This window comes from Rhizobium cerradonense (assembly GCF_030182455.1).
Lineage (GTDB): Bacteria > Pseudomonadota > Alphaproteobacteria > Rhizobiales > Rhizobiaceae > Rhizobium.
Map to the genome: position 1 here is coordinate 253,285 of NZ_JAQJCK010000005.1, position 17,619 is coordinate 270,903.

The following is a 17,619-nucleotide window of genomic DNA, read 5'->3' on the forward strand; positions in this document are numbered from 1 at the left end:
GACGGCCTAGCTCTTCTTTGCCACCTCGGCCGCCGCTTCCCGTATCGTCTGCATCAGGATCGATAGCGGCATGGTGGGGATGGCGTCGGTGCGCATGGTGAGGCCGACGGGGCCTCTGGTCTCGCTGGTATCGATCGGCAGCAGGCTGAGCAGACCGTCCTCGACATCGCTGGCGACGACGCCGGTGGAGATGATCCAGATGGCGTCGCTCGATCGCACAAAGGCGCGGCCGAAGGAATCCGATACCGTCTCGATCTGGTTCGGCAGGCTGGCAACGCCGTTGGCGATCAAGAAACTCTCGACGAAGGGACGTATGATCGAGCCGCGCGTCGGCATCAAGACCGTGTATTTGCCGAGATTGGAAAACAGCGATTGTTTCACCGCCAGCAGCGGGTGCCCTGCCCGCACCACGAAGACGACCTGCTCGGAATAAAGATGCTCAAAGGAAAAGCCGGCCATCTTGTCGGGACCGGCCAGGCGGCCGACGACGAGATCGAGATCGCCGACACGGAGTTGCTCCAGCAGCACCGCGTTTTCGCCGGTGACGATCTTGATGCGGCTCCAGGTTTCCTCCTTCAGGAATAACTCCATCGCCCGCGGCATGATCCGCGTGGAGACCGTAGGCAAGGCACCGATCCGGATCGGCGGCGCTTCGCCGGAGCGCTCCTGCAAAATGGAGTCGAATCCCTGTCTGAGCGCAGTCAGCGCCGCCCCGGCATGGCGCAGGAAGACTTCGCCGTAACGGGTAATCTTGATGCCGCGCCCGTCACGCTCGAAAACCGCGACGCCCAGCGCCTCCTCCAGCTCGCGGATAGTCTTGGTCACCGCGGGCTGGCTGACATGCAGGAGTTCGGCCGCCTTGATCACGCTTTTCTGGCGCGCGACCTCGACAAAGGTCTGGAGATGGCGGAATTTGACGCGGGAGTCGATCATGGTTTTCATAACTCATAGGTTATTGAAAAGCCAAGAAATATCATTTTACCTAACCAGATTAAACCTCCAATCTCGTTGTTAGAGGAGATTTCCAGTGCAGTTCGCCCGTATCAATGATGTCACGATCCACTATCAGATCATCGGCGCTGCCGGCGATAAGCCAGTGCTTGTCTTTGCCAATTCGCTCGGCACGGATTTCCGGATCTGGCGTGATGTGATCGTTCGGCTCGCAGGCGATTTTGCCATCGTTCTCTATGACAAACGCGGCCATGGCCTGTCCGATCTTGGCCAGATGCCCTACACGATGGAGGATCACACCACCGATCTCGCAGGGCTGCTCGATCTGCTCGCGGTGAAAGATGCCGTCATCTGCGGCCTCTCGGTCGGCGGTCTGATTGCGCAATCGCTCTATCAGCGGCGGCCGGATTTGGTGCGGGCGCTGATCCTTTGCGATACGGCACATAAGATCGGTACGGTCGAGAGTTGGAACAACCGCATCGCCAGGGTCGAGGCCGAGGGCATCGAGTCGATTGCCGACGGCGTGCTCGAACTCTGGTTCACGCCCGCTTTTCGACGTCCCGAGAACACTGCTTTCGGCGGTTATCGCAACATGCTGATCCGCCAGCCGGTGGAAGGTTATGTCGCCACTTGCGCCGCTCTTCGTGACACCGACTTCACCGAGGCGGCGAAGAAGATTGCGGTACCGACCATCTGCATCGTCGGCGACCAGGACGGTTCGACACCGCCAGAACTCGTGCTGTCGACCGCCAAGCTCATTCCGAATGCGCGTTACGAGGTGATCAAGGACGCAGGGCACATCCCTTGTATCGAGCAACCCGAGGCCCTGACCGCGGTCATCCGCGCTTTCATCGATTTTGCCTTGCATGGAGAAAAAGGCCCATGAATGACCCCTCCGAGCGCTACCTCCAGGGCATGGCGACGCGGCGCGCCGTTCTTGGCGACAGCCATGTCGACCGCGCCCAGTCGGGATCGACGGATTTCGACCGGCCTTTCCAGGACCTGATCACGGAAGCCGCCTGGGGGCACGTTTGGTCGCGCCCGACGCTCAGCAAGCGTGAGCGCTCGATCGTGACGATCGCGCTTTTGGCGGCGCTTGGCCAGGATGAAGAGGTAGCGATGCATGTTCGCGCCACGAGCAATACCGGCGCGACGCGCGACGACGTCTGCGAAGCGCTGTTGCATGTGGCGATCTATGCCGGCGTGCCGGCTGCCAATCACGCGATCAAGATCGCCAAGCAGGTTTTCGAACAGATGGACGCCGAGAAAGCGGCCTGAAACGAGGCAGACATGTCCGACAAAACCAATAGCAAACCGGAGACCGGCGCTTTTTTCGCCCGCGACCGTGCCTGGCATCCACCGGCCTTTACACCCGGCTACAAGACCTCGGTTCTGCGCTCGCCGCAGCGGGCGCTCCTCTCACTGGATGGAACGATCTCCGAAATCACCGGGCCGGTATTTGGGCATTCTATCCTCGGCGAACTGGACAACGACCTGATCCATAACTTCGCCAAGCCGGGCGAAAGCGCGATCGGGGAGCGCATTATCGTGCATGGCCGCGTGCTGGATGAGCGGGGCCGGCCGGTTCCTGGCGTTCTGGTGGAATTCTGGCAGGCCAATGCCGGTGGGCGTTATCGCCACAAGAAAGAGACCTACCTTGCCGCCATCGATCCGAATTTCGGCGGCTGCGGCCGCGCCATCACCGACGAGGAGGGCCATTATGCCTTCCGAACGGTGCGGCCGGGGGCCTACCCCTGGCCGAACGGCGTTAATGACTGGCGGCCGGCGCATATTCATTTCTCGATCTTCGGTCACGGCTTTGCGCAGCGGCTGATCACGCAGATGTATTTCGAGGGTGACCCGATGATCTGGAAATGTCCGATCGTGGGCACGATCCCTGACAAGGCGGCTATCGAGCAACTGATCGCGCCGCTTGACTGGGGCAACACCATTCCGATGGATGCGCGCGCCTATAAATTCGATATCGTACTGCGTGGCCGCCGCTCGACCCTGTTCGAAAATCGGCTGGAGGGAAACTGATGGTGCAGCAAATCGGCTACCTCAAGGAGACGCCGTCGCAGACGGCCGGTCCCTATGTCCATATCGGCCTCACGCCGAACTATTGCGAGATCGGTGGTATCTACGACACCGACCTCGGCATATCCATGGTCAACGACAAGACGCTTGGAGAGCGCATCACGCTCAAGGGCCGGATTCTAGACGGTGCCGGTGTGCCGGTGAAGGATGCCGTCGTCGAGATCTGGCAGGCAGACAGTGCCGGTCTCTATAACAGCCCTGCTGAAATGCGCGGCACGGCCGATCCGAACTTCACCGGTTGGGGCCGCTGCCCGACCAGCGCCGAAGACGGCGTTTTCCGCTTCGAAACCGTGAAGCCCGGTCGCGTTCCTTATAAGGACGGACGCCGGATGGCGCCGCATATCACCCTCTGGATCGTCGCACGTGGCATCAATATCGGATTGCATACGCGCATTTATTTTCCGGATGAGGCCGAGGCCAATGCGGAGGATCCCCTGCTTGCCCGCATCGAACATCGCGACCGCGTCGCCACCCTGATCGCCCGCAAGGAAGGATCGGTCTATACGTTCGACGTGCATTTGCAGGGCGACAAGGAAACGGTTTTCCTCGATGTATAGGCCATGAGTATTTCCGCCTTCGATCACCCGTTCCTCTCCAGCCTCCTCGGCGATGAGGAGGTCTCCGCTTACTTTTCGGCAGAAGCCGATATCCGGGCAATGCTTGCCTTTGAGGCGGCGCTCGCGAAAGCCGAGGCGCGGCACGGTATCGTCCCGCAGGAGGCGGCGCAGCGGATTGCCGAGATCTCAACCAGTTTCCAGCCCGATATTTTCAGCCTCAAATCCGCGACGGCGACGGATGGCGTCGTCGTTCCGGATCTTATCAAGCAATTGCGCAAGGCGGTCGGCGACGAAGCCGGGCAGCATGTGCATTTCGGCGCTACCAGCCAGGATGTCATCGACAGCAGCTTGATGATCCGTCTGAAGGCGGTAGCCTTTCTGCTCGCCGGCCGTCTCTTCGCCGTTGCGGCGGCGCTTGAAAAACTCGACAAGCAGTATGGTTCGAACCGCCTGATGGGCCATACCCGCATGCAGGCCGCTATTCCGATTACTGTCTCTGACCGGCTGCGCGCCTGGCGCGATCCGCTGGACAAGTACCGGGATCGGCTGACGCAGGAGACCTTTCCGATCCAATTCGGCGGCGCGGTCGGCACGCTGGAAAAGCTGGGATCCAAAGCTGCGGCCGTTCGCGCCTCGCTGGCGCAGGAGCTTGACCTCACCGATGAACCGCAATGGCAGAGCCAGAGGGCAAGGGTTGCTGAACTCGCCGGTCTGTTCTCGCTGATTTCGGGCAGCCTCGGCAAGATCGGTCAGGATATCGCCCTCCTTGCGCAGACCGGCGATGAGATCGAGCTCGCCGGTGGTGGCGGCTCTTCTGCCATGCCGCACAAGCAGAACCCGGTCGCCGCCGAAGTCCTCATATCGCTTGCCCGCTTCAACGCCGTTCAGCTTTCCGGCCTCCATCAATCCCTCGTGCACGAGCAGGAACGCTCGGGCGCCGCCTGGACGCTCGAATGGCTGCTATTGCCGCCGATGGCGATGGCGACGGCCGCGTCGCTGCGATTGGCGCGGGAGCTGATCAGCAACGTGAGGCGATTGGGAGCGGCTGCTTAGCTCAGGACCTCAAGGCCGTGTTTCTGCACGATCGCCAGCAGTTTCAGCGCCATACCGCTCGGCCGTTTGGTGCCGCTTTCCCATTTCTGCACGGTCGACTCGCTAGTATTGAGATAGCGCGCGAAAACCGGTTGGCTGACGTGATTTTGTTCGCGTAGCGCTTTGATATCTGCCGGCTCGAGCGCTGGCGGAACAGCAAGGCAATCCTCGTCAAAGGAGCGCAATGTTTCCTTGTCAATCGCGCCAACCTTGTAGAGGGCTTCGGCGGAAGTGTGGATCGCCTCAAAGGCATCACTTTTGTATTTACGTGTTTTTGTCATTGCCGATCTCCACAAAATGTCCGATTTCCACCAAACGCTGAAGCTGCTCTTCGGAAAGGCTGGCATATGATTTGGCGAGCTTCCGAAATTTGAGCAATTCATCGTTTTCGATGTTTGCTCGATCCTGTTTCACGAACAGATATTCGTAGACCCAAAACGTCCAGCGTTTGCCAATATGGTCGAGCGATGCATATTGTCGTTCAACCGCTTTTTGAAAACGCCGCCTCCGAGATCATCGACCTTGCCTTCGGCAACTTGTTTGATCGCCTTTAGAAGCTCGGTATCCGAAATATGGGCTTTGCGCGCGGCCTTGCCGAACCAACTCGTTTTGAACACCCGGGCGATCATGGATTTATGTAGCACCTGGTCCTACTGAATTCAACAATAGCGATTTCAAAATTTCGCTTCTCGCCCTATGCTTTCCGTCATCCAGAAACATAACTCATAAATTATGAATACGAGCATTTATTTCATTTTACATCACCATTTCACATGCCAGATTGGCAGTTGAAGCGGTTCATCAAGGCAAGCTGGTCCGGGAGCAGGCTGGCTGCGGGAGGAGAAAATATGAGACGGTTCGTTCTGGCCGCGATCGCGGCTATTGCCATGGGCAGTGCGGCCTATGCAGACACGATCAAGATCGGCGTCATCGGTCCTTTTTCAGGTCCGTTCGCCCTGCAGGGTAAGAACTTCAAGGCCGGTATCGACGCCTATATGGCAATGCACGGCAATAAGGTCGGCGACAACGAGATCGAAATGATCTATCGCGATGTCCCGCAAGCCGATCCGGCACAATCGAAATCCTCGGCGCAGGAACTGGTCGTCAAGGAGCATGTGCACTACCTCGCCGGCTTCTATTTCACACCGGACGCCATGGCCGTGACGCCGATTCTCAAGCAAGCCAATGTGCCGATGGTGATCTTCAACGCCGCGACATCGGCGATCGTCACGAAGAGCCCGCTGGTGGTGCGCACGTCTTTCACCACCTGGCAGACCTCGACGCCGATCGCCAAGGTTGCGCATGACAGCGGCGTCAATAAGGTCATCTCCGTCGTCAGCGATTACGGTCCGGGCATCGATGCCGAAAATGCCTTCAAGGCAGGCTTCGAGAAGGCAGGCGGCCAGGTTGTCGAGGCTGTCCGCATGCCGCTGTCGACAAATGATTTCAGCCCGATCATGCAGCGCATCAAGGATTCAGGCGCACAGGGCGTTTTTGCCTTTCTGCCCTCGGGTCCGACCACGCTCGGTTTCGTCAAGGCCTACAACGAAAACGGCCTGAAAGGCGCCGGCATCAAACTGTTTTCGCCCGGCGACCTGACGCAGGAATCCGACCTGCCGGCACTCGGCGATGCAGCGCTCGGCATGCAGACAACGTTCCACTATTCGATCTCGCACGACTCTCCGGAAAACAAGGCCTTTGTCGCTGCCGCGGGCAAGGCGATCGGCAATCCGGCCGAACTCACCTTCCCGGCCGTCGGCGCCTTCGACGGCATGTATGTCATCTACAAGATGATCGAGGCGACCGGCGGCAAGCAGGATGCCCAGAAGGCCGTCGATGCGGTGAAGGGGCTCTCCTGGGTCAGCCCTCGCGGCCCGGTCATCATCGATCCGGAGAGCCGCCATATCACGCAGAATATCTATCTGCGCGAGGTCGCCAAGACGGCTGATGGCACATACATCAACAAGGAAATCCAGACCTTCGAAAAGCAAGGCGATCCGGGCCTTGCCGCAGCAAAATAAGGTCTGCCTTCATTTCATTCTCCCGGTTGCGCAGGAGTGGGCGGATTGCGTCCGCTCCGGTGGAGAAGGATCAAGGCAGGACCAGAAAAGGTAGTCGGACCAGCATCATGCAAACCGTGCTTAGCATAGCAGTGGATGCCCTCGCCTACGGCATGGTGCTGTTCGTGATTTCCATTGGCCTCTCCATCACCATGGGGTTGATGCGCGTCGTCAATCTGGCGCACGGCGCCTTCGCCATGATCGGTGGCTACATCGCCTCCTATGCCGCGCGTGATCTTGGCATCGGCTATGCGGCTGCGGTGCTGCTTGCCGTGGTGGGCACGGTGATCATCTCCATCCCGATCGAGCGGCTGCTTTATCGGCGCATCTACGGGGCGCCGGAATTGACGCAGGTGCTGATGACCATCGGCATCACCTTCTGCATCATCGGTATCGCCAACTATGTCTTCGGTCCGACTTTGAAGACCATTCCCTTGCCGAACGAGCTGCAGGGTTCCGTCAATCTCGGCTTCCGCACCATCGGCACGCATCGTCTCTTCGCGATCGTCTGCGGGCTGATCGTCGCGTTGGCATTGTGGTACACGATCGAAAAGACCTCGTTCGGCGTAAAACTCCGCGCCTCCGTCGACAACGCTTCGATGGCGGCGGCGCTCGGCGTGCGCACGGAGATCGTTTATGCCGTCAGCTTCGCCATTGCCGTCGGGCTTGCTGCTTTCGGTGGCGTTGTCGGTGCCGAGCTGTTGCCGGTCGAGCCCTATTATGCCCTGCGTTATATGGTGACCTTCCTCGTGGTCGTTTCGGTCGGCGGGGCCGGCTCCATTTCCGGGGCGCTGCTGGCCTGCCTCGTCCTTGGCTGCATCGATACGACCGGCCGCTATCTGATGCCGGAATATGGCGAATTCTTCTTCTATCTCGCCGTGATCGCCATCGTCTGTGTCTTCCCACGCGGCCTAGCCGGAAGGGCGAAGTGATATGGCACTGACCATGGATAGCGCGGCCATCGCTGCCGCCAGCAAACGCCGGGCACTTAGTCGCGATGCCGTCGCCATAGCGATCATCCTCGTGTTGGCAGCAGCCGGTTATCTGTTGTTTCCCGACAATCTCGCACTTCTGACGCGGTTGATTGCCATCGCCCTGCTGGTTTTGTCGCTTGATCTGGTGACCGGTTATTGTGGCGTGGCGACGCTCGGTCATGCGGCCCTGTTCGGGGCCGGCGCCTATGCCGCAGGTATCGCATCGGCGCATTACGGCATCAACGATCCCCTGGTCATGACGCTTGCCGGCATCGTCGGCGGTGCAGTCGCCGGATTGATCTGTGGCATCGTCATCCTCAGAGCACAGGGCTTGCCGCAACTCGTGCTGTCAATCGCGCTGATCTATCTCTTCCACGAATTCGCCAATAAGGCCTCGGATTGGACTGGTGGCAGCGATGGACTTTCCGGCATCTCCGCCGATCCTCTGTTCGGTCTGTTCGAATTCGATCTCTATGGGCATACGGCTTATATCTATGCTGTAGCACTTTTATCGATCATATTGATCCTGCTGCGCTTTATCGTACGCTCACCCTTCGGCATGCTCTGCCGCGGTATCAAGGAAGACCCCTTGCGTATCCGCGCCATGGGCGCCTCGCCAAAGATGGTGCTGATCAAGATGTATGTCATCTCGGGCGCTGTCGCCGGCGTCGGTGGCGCGCTGAACGCAATCTCCACTCAGGTTGTCGGCCTCGACAGCCTCTCCTTCACACAATCGGCCGAGGCGCTGGTCATGCTTGTGCTCGGCGGCACCGGTTCCCTGTTCGGGGCGCTCGCCGGCACGCTGATCTTCATGCTGTTCGAAGATTATGTCTCGGCCGCCAATCCCTTCCATTGGCTGACCATAGTCGGCCTGCTGCTGATCGTCGTCGTGCTGTTTGCACCGAAGGGCATCTATGGCACGGCCGCAGCCTATCTCGCACGCAGCCGGGAGGCGCGTTCATGAGCGCGATTTTCGAGGTTGATCATCTGAACAAGGCTTTCGGTGGACTGACTGTGACCAACGATGTCAGCCTGTCGATGGCGCCGGGCGATCGTGTGGCGCTGATCGGACCGAACGGTGCCGGCAAGACCACTTTCGTCAATCTGGTCACCGGCAATCTGCGGCCAGATTCTGGTGCCGTCCGTCTTGGCGGCGAGACAGTGACAAAGGTCGACGCCATCGGCCGCGTCCGGCGCGGACTGGTGCGCTCGTTCCAGGTAACGCGGCTTTTTCAGGACATGACGCCGGCCGAGCATGTCGGTCTTGCCATTTTGCAGCGCTCCGGCCGCTCCGGCCGTATGTTCGGCAATTTCCTGGCCATGCGCGACGTTATGACGGAGACCAGCGATCTGCTCGGCACGTTGGGCCTCGGCGATCTCATGCATCGCAAGGCCAGGGAGATCGCCTATGGCCAGCAGCGGCTTTTGGAGATCGCCGTTGCCATGGCGTTGAAGCCGAAAGTACTGCTACTCGACGAGCCCGCCGCCGGGGTCCCGCAGAGCGATACCGGCCGCATCGAGCAGGCGCTGGCCGATCTGCCCGGCGATCTCGCCGTGCTGATGATCGAGCACGACATGGATCTGGTCTTCCGCTTCGCCAGACGTGTTGTGGTCCTGGCCGCCGGCACCATCATTTTCGACGGCTCGCCCGCCGACGTCACCAGGGATGCGCGGGTACGCGAGGCCTATCTGGGGAGCTACGCCAATGCCGGCCACGCCGCTTGAAGTGGAAAATCTGTGCGCCGGCTATGGGCCGACGCGGGTGCTCGAAGGTGTTTCCTTTTCCGTTCCCGCCGGTGCGCGGCTTGCCGTGCTAGGCCGCAACGGCATGGGCAAGACGACACTGCTTGCAACACTCGCCGGCCAGACGCGCCGCTATGACGGCCGCATCCGGATGGGGGCGGCCGACGTGACTGGCCTTCCGAGTGCCAAACGAGCGCATCACGGTCTCGGCTATGTGCCACAGACGCGCGACATCTTCCCGACGCTGACGGTCGAGGAAAACCTCTCTGTCGGTTTGAAGGGTCGCCCGAAGACCGCCTTGCAGGAAGCCTACGACATGTTCCCACGCCTCAAGGAACGCCGCAGAAATCTCGGCAACCAGCTCTCCGGCGGAGAACAGCAGATGTTGGCGACGGCACGGACTATCCTTGGCCGCCCCTCCGTGCTCCTCCTCGACGAACCACTGGAGGGTTTGGCGCCCGTGATCTGCGAAGAACTGATGGCCGCCTTCGCCAATCTCGCCAAGACCGGCGACATGACCATCCTGCTGGTCGAACAGCGCATTCAGAGCGCACTCGATTTCGCCGATCAGGTGATCATCCTTGAGCGCGGACGGCTAGCCTGGCAGGGAACGCCGGAGGCCCTTTCCCAGGATCATAGTGCCGTTGAACGCCTGCTTGGCGTTGGTGGCCTGCACTAAACAATCCCCCTGGTATTGCCGCCAGCAAATCAGCCTTGAGTCGGATTCATCGTTGACGATAAAACATCGACGATTTATCGATATTTTATAATCGAAATTCGGGCGGTTTTGATGGAGGCGGTCTTGTCGGGCAGCGTAGCGGGTCATTGGGATTTCTGGATTGATCGCGGTGGCACTTTTACCGATATCGTCGGACGCGATCCCGCGGGAGAACTGCACGCGCGGAAGGTCCTTTCGGAAAATCCGGAGGCTTATCGCGACGCCGCCGTGTACGGCATCCGTCTACATCTCGGCCTGACGAATGGCGAGCCGATCCCCGCCGGCTTGATCGGCGAGGTGCGCATGGGCACGACGGTTGCCACCAATGCGCTTCTGGAGCGCAAGGGCGAGCGTCTGGCGCTCGTGACGACGCGGGGGTTCCGTGACGCGCTGCGCATCGGCTATCAGGAGCGCAAGAAGATCTTCGCAACCGAAATCATCAAGCCCGAAGCGCTCTACGATGATGTGGTGGAGATCGAGGAGCGCGTGCTTGCCGATGGCACGGTGGAGCTCGCCCTCAACGAGCAGGCAGCGGAAGCGGCGTTGCGCGATCTGCGCGCCAAAGGCTATCGCGCCATCGCCATCGTCTTCATGCATGCCTATAAATTCCCGGCGCATGAGGCAGCCGTTGCCAGGATCGCAAGGCGTCTCGGCTTCGAGCAGGTCTCGGTCAGCCATGAGGTCTCGCCGCTAATCAAGCTGGTCGGTCGTGGTGATACGACCGTGGTGGATGCCTATCTCTCGCCGGTGCTCGGTCGTTACATTAGCCAAGTCTCGGAAGAGCTTGATATTGCTCGCACGGGCGCGCGCGTCATGTTCATGATGTCGTCCGGCGGATTGACCGCTGCCGACATGTTTCAGGGCAAGGACGCCATCCTCTCAGGCCCGGCCGGCGGTGTGGTCGGTCTTGCCAAGACCGGCGAGCAGGCCGGGTTCGCCAATGTCATCGGCTTCGATATGGGCGGCACGTCGACGGATGTAGCGCATTTCGACGGCGAGTATGAGCGCGCTTTCGAGACGGAAGTTGCCGGTGTCCGCGTCCGCGCGCCGATGATGCTGATCCATACGGTGGCGGCCGGCGGCGGCTCGATCCTGCATTTTGATGGCGACCGTTTCCGCGTCGGCCCGGATTCTGCCGGCGCTTTTCCCGGCCCCGCCTGTTATCGCAATGGCGGCTCCTTGGCCGTGACCGATGCCAATGTCATGACCGGTAAGCTGCTGCCGGAATTCTTCCCGGCGATCTTCGGGCCGAACCAGGACCAGCCCCTGGATGTCGAAACGGTGCGCGGCAAGTTCGCCGAACTGGCCGCCGAGATCGGCGATGGCCGCAGCCCGGAAGAAGTGGCTGACGGCTTCATCCGCATCGCCGTTGCCAACATGGTCGAGGCGATCAAGAAGATTTCGGTGCAGCGCGGCTATGACGTGACACGCTACGCCCTCAACTGCTTCGGCGGCGCCGGCGGGCAACATGCCTGCCTGGTTGCCGACGCGCTTGGCATGAAAAGCATTCTGCTGCATCCAATGTCCGGCCTGCTCTCGGCCTATGGCATGGGTCTTGCCGATATCAGGGCTACGCGACAGAAGGCGCTTGGCGTGCCGCTTGACGATACCGCGCCGGCCGCCATCGCCGCATTGGGCAAAGAATTGCAGGGCGAATGCGTGCCGGAGCTACAGGCGCAGGGCGTCGCCACAGGCGATATCCGCACCGTCGAGCGCGCTCATATTCGCTATGCCGGTACGGATACGATGCTGGCCGTCGAGGTCACCTTCCCCGAGATCGACAATTCTGCGCGACTGCGCAGCGAATTCGAAGTGCTGCACAAGCGCCGCTTCGGTTTCGTCGCCGAGGATAAGCCGCTGGTGATCGAGGCGGTCGAAGTCGAGACGATCGGAGGTGCAGCCGCCGAAGTCGACGCCGAGCGGACAGAGGCAGGTCAAGGCGAAGCCGATGCCACTCGCCGCACATCCTTCCATTCCCAGGGCGAAAGCCATGACGCGGCCGTCGTACTGCGCGAGGCGATCCTGCCCGGGCAGACGGTGACCGGACCGGCCATCATCATCGAGCCGAACCAAACCATTGTCATCGAGGATGGTTGGCAGGCGATGTTGACTGCGAAGGATCACATCATTCTGACCCGCATCAAGGCCTTGCCGCAACGCACGGCTATCGGCACGAAGGCTGATCCGGTGATGCTGGAGATCTTCAACAATCTCTTCATGTCCATCGCCGAGCAGATGGGCGTGACGCTGCAGAACACTGCTTATTCCGTCAATATCAAGGAGCGGCTGGACTTCTCCTGTGCCGTCTTCGATGCCGAGGGCAATCTCGTTGCCAATGCACCACACATGCCGGTACATCTCGGCTCCATGGACGCCTCCGTCGCGACTGCCATCCGCGAAAACCCGGTCATTCATCCCGGCGACGTCTTCCTGATCAATGCGCCCTATAATGGCGGCACCCACCTGCCGGACCTGACTGTCTGCACGCCCGTCTTCGACGATGCCGGTAAGGAGATTCGTTTCTGGGTCGCCAGCCGCGGCCATCACGCCGATATCGGCGGCATCTCACCCGGGTCCATGTCGCCCCTTGCCACCCATATCGAAGAGGAAGGCGTCTATATCGACAATTTCAAGCTCCTCGATCGCGGCCGCTTCTGCGAAAACGAGCTGGCGAAGCTTTTGACCGGAGCCCGCTATCCGGTGCGCACGCTGGCGCAGAACATCAACGACCTGAAGGCGCAGGTCGCCGCCAATGAGAAGGGTGTCGCCGAGCTGAAAAAGATGATCGTCCACTTCGGCGAAGAGGTGGTCGATGCCTATATGGGCCATGTCCAGGACAATGCGGCCGAAAGCGTGCGTCGCGTTCTCGATCGCCTGCCGGATGGCGAGTTCAGTTATGAGATGGATCAGGGCTGCAAGATCGTCGTCAAGATTTCGATCGACAGGGACAAGCGTGAGGCGACGGTGGATTTCACCGGCACCTCGGAGCAACGCGCCGACAATTTCAATGCGCCGCAGCCGGTGACCCGCGCTGCCGTGCTCTATGTCTTCCGTGTGTTGGTCGAAGCCGACATCCCGATGAACGCCGGTTGCCTGAGGCCGGTCCGGATCATCATCCCCGACGGTACGATGCTGACGCCGAAATATCCGGCTGCCGTCGTTGCCGGCAATGTCGAGGTCAGCCAGGCCGTCACCAACTGCCTGTTCGGTGCCGTCGGCACGCTTGCCGCGGCACAGGGGACGATGAACAACCTCACCTTCGGCAATAATGCCTATCAATATTACGAGACGATCTGCTCCGGCGCGCCGGCCGGTCCGGGCTTCAACGGTGCCGATGCGGTGCATACGCACATGACCAATTCACGCCTGACCGATCCGGAAATTCTCGAGACCCGCTTCCCCGTCGTGCTGGAGGATTTCCACATTCGCCCGAACTCCGGCGGACGCGGCAAGTGGAACGCCGGCAACGGAACGCAACGGACCATCCGCACCCGCGAGAAGCTGGAATTTGCGATACTCTCCGGCCATCGCCGCGTCGCGCCGTTCGGCGTCAAGGGTGGCGAACCGGGCCAGACCGGCCGCAATTATGTCCGGCGCAACGATGGTGTGATCGAGGAGTTGATAGGCGCCGCCCATACGGTGCTGGACGTCGGCGAAGCTTTCACCGTCGTCACACCGACCGGCGGCGGTTACGGCAAACCGGGGGCATAAAGACGATTGCCAACAATTGAATCTTATCGATAATTTGTTGACAAAATGCCTTTGTCACATAGTCTGCCTGACGCACTTCAATCCGGATATGTGAGAGCTCTTTGGGCAAGTCGAAGGAACGGAAATCTTCCCGCGAATTGATCGTGTCATCCGCTCATTTGGCGGTTGGCAGTTCTCCGGCCCTCTCCGAGCTGGAGTATGGATTGATCCTCTTTTCGCACGCGTTTAACCGCTGGATGGTGCGCTGCATGGCGGCTGCCGGCGTGCCCAGCCTTTCCCCGATTGAAATTCTGATCATTCATTCGGTGCGGCACCGCGGGCGGCCGAAGACGTTGTCCGATCTGTGCCTCGTGCTCGACATCGAAGACACCCATGTCGCCAATTACGCCGTGAAGAAGCTGGAGGCCGCCGGTCTCGTCAAGACGGGCAAGGCGGGTAAGGAAAAGATGATCCAGGTAACTGATAAGGGCCTGGAGGCACTGACGCGCTATTCCGAAATCCGCGAACGGCTGCTGGTCGAAGCGACCAAGGTTTCCGGCCTCTCTCAGGACGATCTTTCCGACATGGCATCACATTTGAGAGCTCTGTCGGGCTATTACGAACAGGCAGCAAGGTCGGCGGCAACCCTCTGAGCTTGCCGACTGGGACCTGAAGGCATACCGACAACAATCCAACGACATCCATTGCAGGTGTGACTTTCTGCTGTCTCGCCAACACCTCATCACTTGTTGTTCGAGGCTTCATCCTTTTTTTGTCGCATCATACCTATATTAGCTCTGTGCGATCCGTTGCTGAACACTGGCCGAAGCATTTTGCGTCGATGAAACGGCGGGATTTAGTTTTCACGAGAGTCTGACTTTTGCGAAAATTGCTGGCTTCGCACGATAGGAAAAGTGTGCTTACGTTGACGGAAAGGGGAATGGTGTCAAAACTTCTATGAAAAACGATAGTTTCGAGCTTAAATTCTGGGGTGTGCGAGGAAGTGTCCCCGTATCGGGACCGGAATTCGAGCGTTACGGCGGGAATACATCCTGCATCGAATTGCGGCATGACGGCAGGCACATTATTTTCGACGCCGGAACCGGCGCACGCGAGGCTGCACTGTCACTTGCCAAGCAAGGTGTCCGCGACGTCGATGTCTTCTTCACGCACTCGCACTACGATCACATCATAGGTCTGCCTTTCTTCAACCCGATCTATGATCCGAAGGTCAGCGTCGATCTCTGGACGGGTCATCTCGCCGGCAAGACGACGACGCGACAATTGATCGGCCAGTTCATGCGGCCGCCTTGGTTTCCGGTGGAGCCCGATATCTGCCGGGCAACGATGAACTTTCGCGATTTCGCGGCCGGTGACACGCTGAAGCCGCATCCGGGCATCGTCATCCATACCGCCAAACTCAATCATCCAGGCGGCTGCATCGGCTACCGCGTCGAATGGGCGGGCCGGGTCATAGCGCTGGTCTACGATACCGAGCACATGGCCGGCCAGACGGATGAAGCAGTCCTTTCGCTGATGATGGATGCCGACCTCGCCGTCTACGACACGACCTACACCGAGCCCGAGATGGCAAAGCATATAGGCTTCGGACATTCCACCTGGAAGGAAGGCGTCAAGCTGGCGAAAAAAGCGGGCGCAAAGCGTCTCGCGCTCTTCCACCATGCGCCGGCACGCACGGACAAGGAACTGGACGACATGCAGCGGGATGCGCGAGCGAGCTTCCCAGGCTCCTTTGCCGCCTTTGACGGTCAGTTGCTCGAGCTTTAATGCAACAGTCCCAAACTGAGAAACGGTTTTGGGGTAAGATTATGCGTGCTGCTGCTGACCCATGAAGTCGCCGACGTGGCGCCAGTCGATGGCCGCGTGTGCAGCCGTCTCTTCGAACAGCGTTGCAATGAAATCCCACGCCAAGGCGTCATGGACGAGGTGATGGGTGAGGATGCCGATCGGCTCGCTATTGCCGTCGAAGCGGTTTTGCAGTTCCCGCACGAGATAGCCAACCAGCTCGGCATGCGGCCAGCCGCCATGGGTCCCGTGCCAATCCATGATATCGACATGGGTATTGATCAACGCGATTGGCTGATCCGGCTTTGCCAATCCGTAGACGGAAACAGCACGATATCCGAAAGCGGCCAACCCGGGCAGCAGCGCCTTGTCGATCCGGTTCCACGGCGGCACCAGCATCGGCGCGAATTGCTGGGGGTAGAGCACCTTCAGCTTGTCAAAGCCCTGGCGGAGTTCATCGAGGATGATCGCGTGCGGGCGATGCGGGCCGAGTTCCTGCTTCTTCGCCTCGTCCGGCGCATAATTGTGATGCGTCCAGCCATGCACGGTCACCGTCAAATCTTTCTGGCTTGCCAGTCGCGTCGCCAGCGGCTCGCTGGTATGGGCGGGGATTACCGCCAGAGTGACGGGTACGGAATGGCGATCCGAAAGCGCCAATAGACGGTCGAGCGCCTCGGTTGGCTCGACGGCGTCGTCGTCGCGAAACCATAGTTTCGCCCTTCGTCCGGCATCGGCCCAGCGCTGCAATTCATTGCGCAGGGGCTGCCATGCGGCTCTATTGCTCATAGTAGGAATCTCCCAAATGCTTTCGCAGGATGGCTTCAAGTCGTTTCGAAGCGGCGCTCAACGACCGCTCGTCATGAACAAGGCGGTGGGCCGCCTTGCCCATCGCCCGCCGCTTCCGGTCGTCGTCCAGCAAACGCGCAATCGCGTCGGCATAGGCTCGCGAATCGGCATCGGGTGTCAGAAACCCGGTGACACCATCCATCACCACTTCCGGCACGCCGGCGGTTGCCTGCGCCACGACGGGCAGGCTGGCGGCCTGTGCCTCGAGATAGGCAAGGCCGTAGGCCTCGCCGCAGCCCGGCCAGACATAGATGCCCCCTGCCCGCAACTCGGTGACGATCTCGGGCGTCGAACGCTCTCCGAGCCAGATGATGCGGCCGGCATCGAAGGCGGAGAACAGCGTCCGCACCTCCCCTCGCATCGGACCGTCGCCAATGACCGTCAGCGTCCACTCGCGATCCCGGATCAGTTCCAGCGCCTGTGCGAGCATCACATAGCTGTCGAACTTATCGCCGCGCCGCATCATCGCGACGGTTATCAGCCGGTGCGGAGCGGCTTCATTGGCCGGCGGCCCAAAGTGCGCCGTATCGATGAACGGCAGGAAGCGCTCATAGCGCCCCTCGGGAACGGCGTCCAAAAGGCCGATCCGGTCACGCTCGGTAAAACACAGATTGACGGCAGCCTGCCGAACTGCTTCGGCAATCAGGCGCTGGTTTTCGCCCCAGCCGCCGTCATCATGCCGCCTGCTATAGGATGCTTCGGCCGTGACGTAGGGAATGCCGAGCGACGCCGTAACCGGCGGGCCGATCAGGTCGGGCGTCTTGTAGTAGGGATGGTAGGTAAACCATAAATCCGGCCGCGGCTCTGCCCGCCATTTCTCCAGCAATCTATCTGTTTCTTCCGCCGCTTTCCGGGCGATCTCGGCAGACGATGCGTCCCCCGGCGTCGGCCTGAAACTGCGCAACTCGGAAGCGATCTCGACCTTATGTCCTGCCATCTCCAGGGCCGCGATGATCAGGCGCGCCATCAGCCGATCACCCGACGGCACCGGATGATTGGGCGATTTCAATGGAGCATAGAAGGCGATCTTCATGGCACAAGCGAATAGTTGACAAAAACGTGATAGTTTGGCCCGGAAATTGCCC

17 protein-coding genes and 1 pseudogene are annotated in these 17,619 nt (G+C 60.2%); 13 read left to right on the forward strand and 5 right to left on the reverse strand.

Annotation, left to right across the window (positions count from 1 at the left end):
- Nucleotides 1-6: 6 nt before the first annotated feature.
- The gene (pcaQ, locus tag PH547_RS14630) at nt 7-933 is read right to left on the reverse strand and encodes a pca operon transcription factor PcaQ (protein ID WP_285168676.1); all 927 of its coding nucleotides are present in this window, start codon (nt 931-933) and stop codon (nt 7-9) included.
- A 94-nt stretch (nt 934-1,027) separates the two neighbouring features.
- Here pcaQ and pcaD point away from each other — a divergent pair, with 94 nt between their 5' ends.
- From pcaD to PH547_RS14655, 5 genes are read left to right on the forward strand one after another with little or no spacing between them, the layout of a single operon-like run.
- Nucleotides 1,028-1,837: a 3-oxoadipate enol-lactonase gene (gene pcaD, locus PH547_RS14635; protein WP_285168677.1), complete on the forward strand. Its 810-nt coding sequence runs from the start codon at nt 1,028-1,030 to the stop codon at nt 1,835-1,837.
- Nucleotides 1,834-2,229, forward strand: coding sequence for a 4-carboxymuconolactone decarboxylase (gene pcaC / locus PH547_RS14640; RefSeq protein ID WP_104826693.1), 396 nt, complete (start codon nt 1,834-1,836; stop codon nt 2,227-2,229). The genes pcaD and pcaC overlap by 4 nt, the downstream gene beginning before the upstream one ends.
- Nucleotides 2,230-2,241: 12 nt before the next feature.
- Nucleotides 2,242-2,991 (forward strand): protocatechuate 3,4-dioxygenase subunit beta, encoded by a 750-nt coding sequence (pcaH, locus tag PH547_RS14645; protein ID WP_104826692.1) that lies wholly within the window; start codon nt 2,242-2,244, stop codon nt 2,989-2,991.
- A 2-nt stretch (nt 2,992-2,993) separates the two neighbouring features.
- A complete protein-coding gene (pcaG, locus tag PH547_RS14650) occupies nt 2,994-3,605 on the forward strand; it encodes a protocatechuate 3,4-dioxygenase subunit alpha (protein ID WP_285168732.1) in 612 nt (203 codons plus the stop codon).
- 3 nt (nt 3,606-3,608) lie between these two features.
- Nucleotides 3,609-4,658, forward strand: coding sequence for a 3-carboxy-cis,cis-muconate cycloisomerase (locus tag PH547_RS14655; RefSeq protein WP_285168679.1), 1,050 nt, complete (start codon nt 3,609-3,611; stop codon nt 4,656-4,658).
- Here PH547_RS14655 and PH547_RS14660 read toward each other — a convergent pair.
- Together PH547_RS14660 and PH547_RS14665 are read right to left on the reverse strand one after the other, a co-directional pair.
- Nucleotides 4,655-4,978, reverse strand: a complete 324-nt coding sequence (locus PH547_RS14660; RefSeq protein ID WP_104826689.1) for a helix-turn-helix domain-containing protein — start codon at nt 4,976-4,978, stop codon at nt 4,655-4,657. The genes PH547_RS14655 and PH547_RS14660 overlap by 4 nt on opposite strands.
- Nucleotides 4,962-5,326: pseudogene (locus PH547_RS14665) on the reverse strand (type II toxin-antitoxin system RelE/ParE family toxin). Before PH547_RS14665 ends, PH547_RS14660 begins: the two are co-directional and overlap by 17 nt.
- A gap of 219 nt (nt 5,327-5,545) precedes the next feature.
- Here PH547_RS14665 and PH547_RS14670 point away from each other — a divergent pair.
- The 8 genes from PH547_RS14670 to PH547_RS14705 all read left to right on the forward strand — a co-directional run bounded on the left by PH547_RS14670 (nt 5,546) and on the right by PH547_RS14705 (nt 15,670).
- Complete coding sequence (locus tag PH547_RS14670) at nt 5,546-6,718, forward strand: ABC transporter substrate-binding protein (protein ID WP_285168680.1); 1,173 nt, start codon at nt 5,546-5,548, stop codon at nt 6,716-6,718.
- Between the two features lie 107 nt (nt 6,719-6,825).
- Nucleotides 6,826-7,689, forward strand: a complete 864-nt coding sequence (locus PH547_RS14675; RefSeq protein ID WP_104826687.1) for a branched-chain amino acid ABC transporter permease — start codon at nt 6,826-6,828, stop codon at nt 7,687-7,689.
- Between the two features lies 1 nt (nt 7,690).
- The gene (locus tag PH547_RS14680) at nt 7,691-8,695 is read left to right on the forward strand and encodes a branched-chain amino acid ABC transporter permease (RefSeq protein ID WP_104826686.1); all 1,005 of its coding nucleotides are present in this window, start codon (nt 7,691-7,693) and stop codon (nt 8,693-8,695) included.
- Complete coding sequence (locus PH547_RS14685) at nt 8,692-9,456, forward strand: ABC transporter ATP-binding protein (protein WP_283054120.1); 765 nt, start codon at nt 8,692-8,694, stop codon at nt 9,454-9,456. Before PH547_RS14680 ends, PH547_RS14685 begins: the two co-directional genes overlap by 4 nt.
- Nucleotides 9,437-10,153, forward strand: a complete 717-nt coding sequence (locus PH547_RS14690; RefSeq protein WP_285168681.1) for an ABC transporter ATP-binding protein — start codon at nt 9,437-9,439, stop codon at nt 10,151-10,153. Before PH547_RS14685 ends, PH547_RS14690 begins: the two co-directional genes overlap by 20 nt.
- A 111-nt stretch (nt 10,154-10,264) precedes the next feature.
- Nucleotides 10,265-13,903 (forward strand): hydantoinase B/oxoprolinase family protein, encoded by a 3,639-nt coding sequence (locus tag PH547_RS14695; RefSeq protein WP_285168682.1) that lies wholly within the window; start codon nt 10,265-10,267, stop codon nt 13,901-13,903.
- Between the two features lie 80 nt (nt 13,904-13,983).
- Nucleotides 13,984-14,535, forward strand: coding sequence for a winged helix DNA-binding protein (locus PH547_RS14700; RefSeq protein ID WP_445945036.1), 552 nt, complete (start codon nt 13,984-13,986; stop codon nt 14,533-14,535).
- Nucleotides 14,536-14,839: 304 nt separating this feature from the next.
- Nucleotides 14,840-15,670, forward strand: a complete 831-nt coding sequence (locus PH547_RS14705) for an MBL fold metallo-hydrolase (protein WP_104826681.1) — start codon at nt 14,840-14,842, stop codon at nt 15,668-15,670.
- A 39-nt stretch (nt 15,671-15,709) separates the two neighbouring features.
- On the opposite strand, the gene PH547_RS14710 is transcribed toward PH547_RS14705, so the two are convergent.
- The gene (locus PH547_RS14710) at nt 15,710-16,474 is read right to left on the reverse strand and encodes a polysaccharide deacetylase family protein (protein WP_260305055.1); all 765 of its coding nucleotides are present in this window, start codon (nt 16,472-16,474) and stop codon (nt 15,710-15,712) included.
- Complete coding sequence (locus PH547_RS14715; RefSeq protein WP_285168683.1) at nt 16,464-17,567, reverse strand: glycosyltransferase family 4 protein; 1,104 nt, start codon at nt 17,565-17,567, stop codon at nt 16,464-16,466. The genes PH547_RS14710 and PH547_RS14715 overlap by 11 nt, the downstream gene beginning before the upstream one ends.
- Nucleotides 17,568-17,619: the final 52 nt, after the last annotated feature.

Bases quoted from the DNA above. Each gene is read 5' to 3' on its own strand.
- PH547_RS14680 (WP_104826686.1), top strand. From the start codon at position 7,691: ATGGCACTGACCATGGATAGCGCGGCCATCGCTGCCGCCAGCAAACGC.
- PH547_RS14715 (WP_285168683.1), bottom strand. From the start codon at position 17,567: ATGAAGATCGCCTTCTATGCTCCATTGAAATCGCCCAATCATCCGGTG.
- PH547_RS14695 (WP_285168682.1), top strand. From the start codon at position 10,265: ATGGAGGCGGTCTTGTCGGGCAGCGTAGCGGGTCATTGGGATTTCTGG.
- PH547_RS14690 (WP_285168681.1), top strand. From the start codon at position 9,437: ATGCCGGCCACGCCGCTTGAAGTGGAAAATCTGTGCGCCGGCTATGGG.
- PH547_RS14670 (WP_285168680.1), top strand. From the start codon at position 5,546: ATGAGACGGTTCGTTCTGGCCGCGATCGCGGCTATTGCCATGGGCAGT.
- pcaQ (WP_285168676.1), bottom strand. From the start codon at position 933: ATGATCGACTCCCGCGTCAAATTCCGCCATCTCCAGACCTTTGTCGAG.
- pcaC (WP_104826693.1), top strand. From the start codon at position 1,834: ATGAATGACCCCTCCGAGCGCTACCTCCAGGGCATGGCGACGCGGCGC.
- PH547_RS14660 (WP_104826689.1), bottom strand. From the start codon at position 4,978: ATGACAAAAACACGTAAATACAAAAGTGATGCCTTTGAGGCGATCCAC.
- PH547_RS14655 (WP_285168679.1), top strand. From the start codon at position 3,609: ATGAGTATTTCCGCCTTCGATCACCCGTTCCTCTCCAGCCTCCTCGGC.
- PH547_RS14710 (WP_260305055.1), bottom strand. From the start codon at position 16,474: ATGAGCAATAGAGCCGCATGGCAGCCCCTGCGCAATGAATTGCAGCGC.
- PH547_RS14705 (WP_104826681.1), top strand. From the start codon at position 14,840: ATGAAAAACGATAGTTTCGAGCTTAAATTCTGGGGTGTGCGAGGAAGT.
- PH547_RS14685 (WP_283054120.1), top strand. From the start codon at position 8,692: ATGAGCGCGATTTTCGAGGTTGATCATCTGAACAAGGCTTTCGGTGGA.
- PH547_RS14675 (WP_104826687.1), top strand. From the start codon at position 6,826: ATGCAAACCGTGCTTAGCATAGCAGTGGATGCCCTCGCCTACGGCATG.
- pcaH (WP_104826692.1), top strand. From the start codon at position 2,242: ATGTCCGACAAAACCAATAGCAAACCGGAGACCGGCGCTTTTTTCGCC.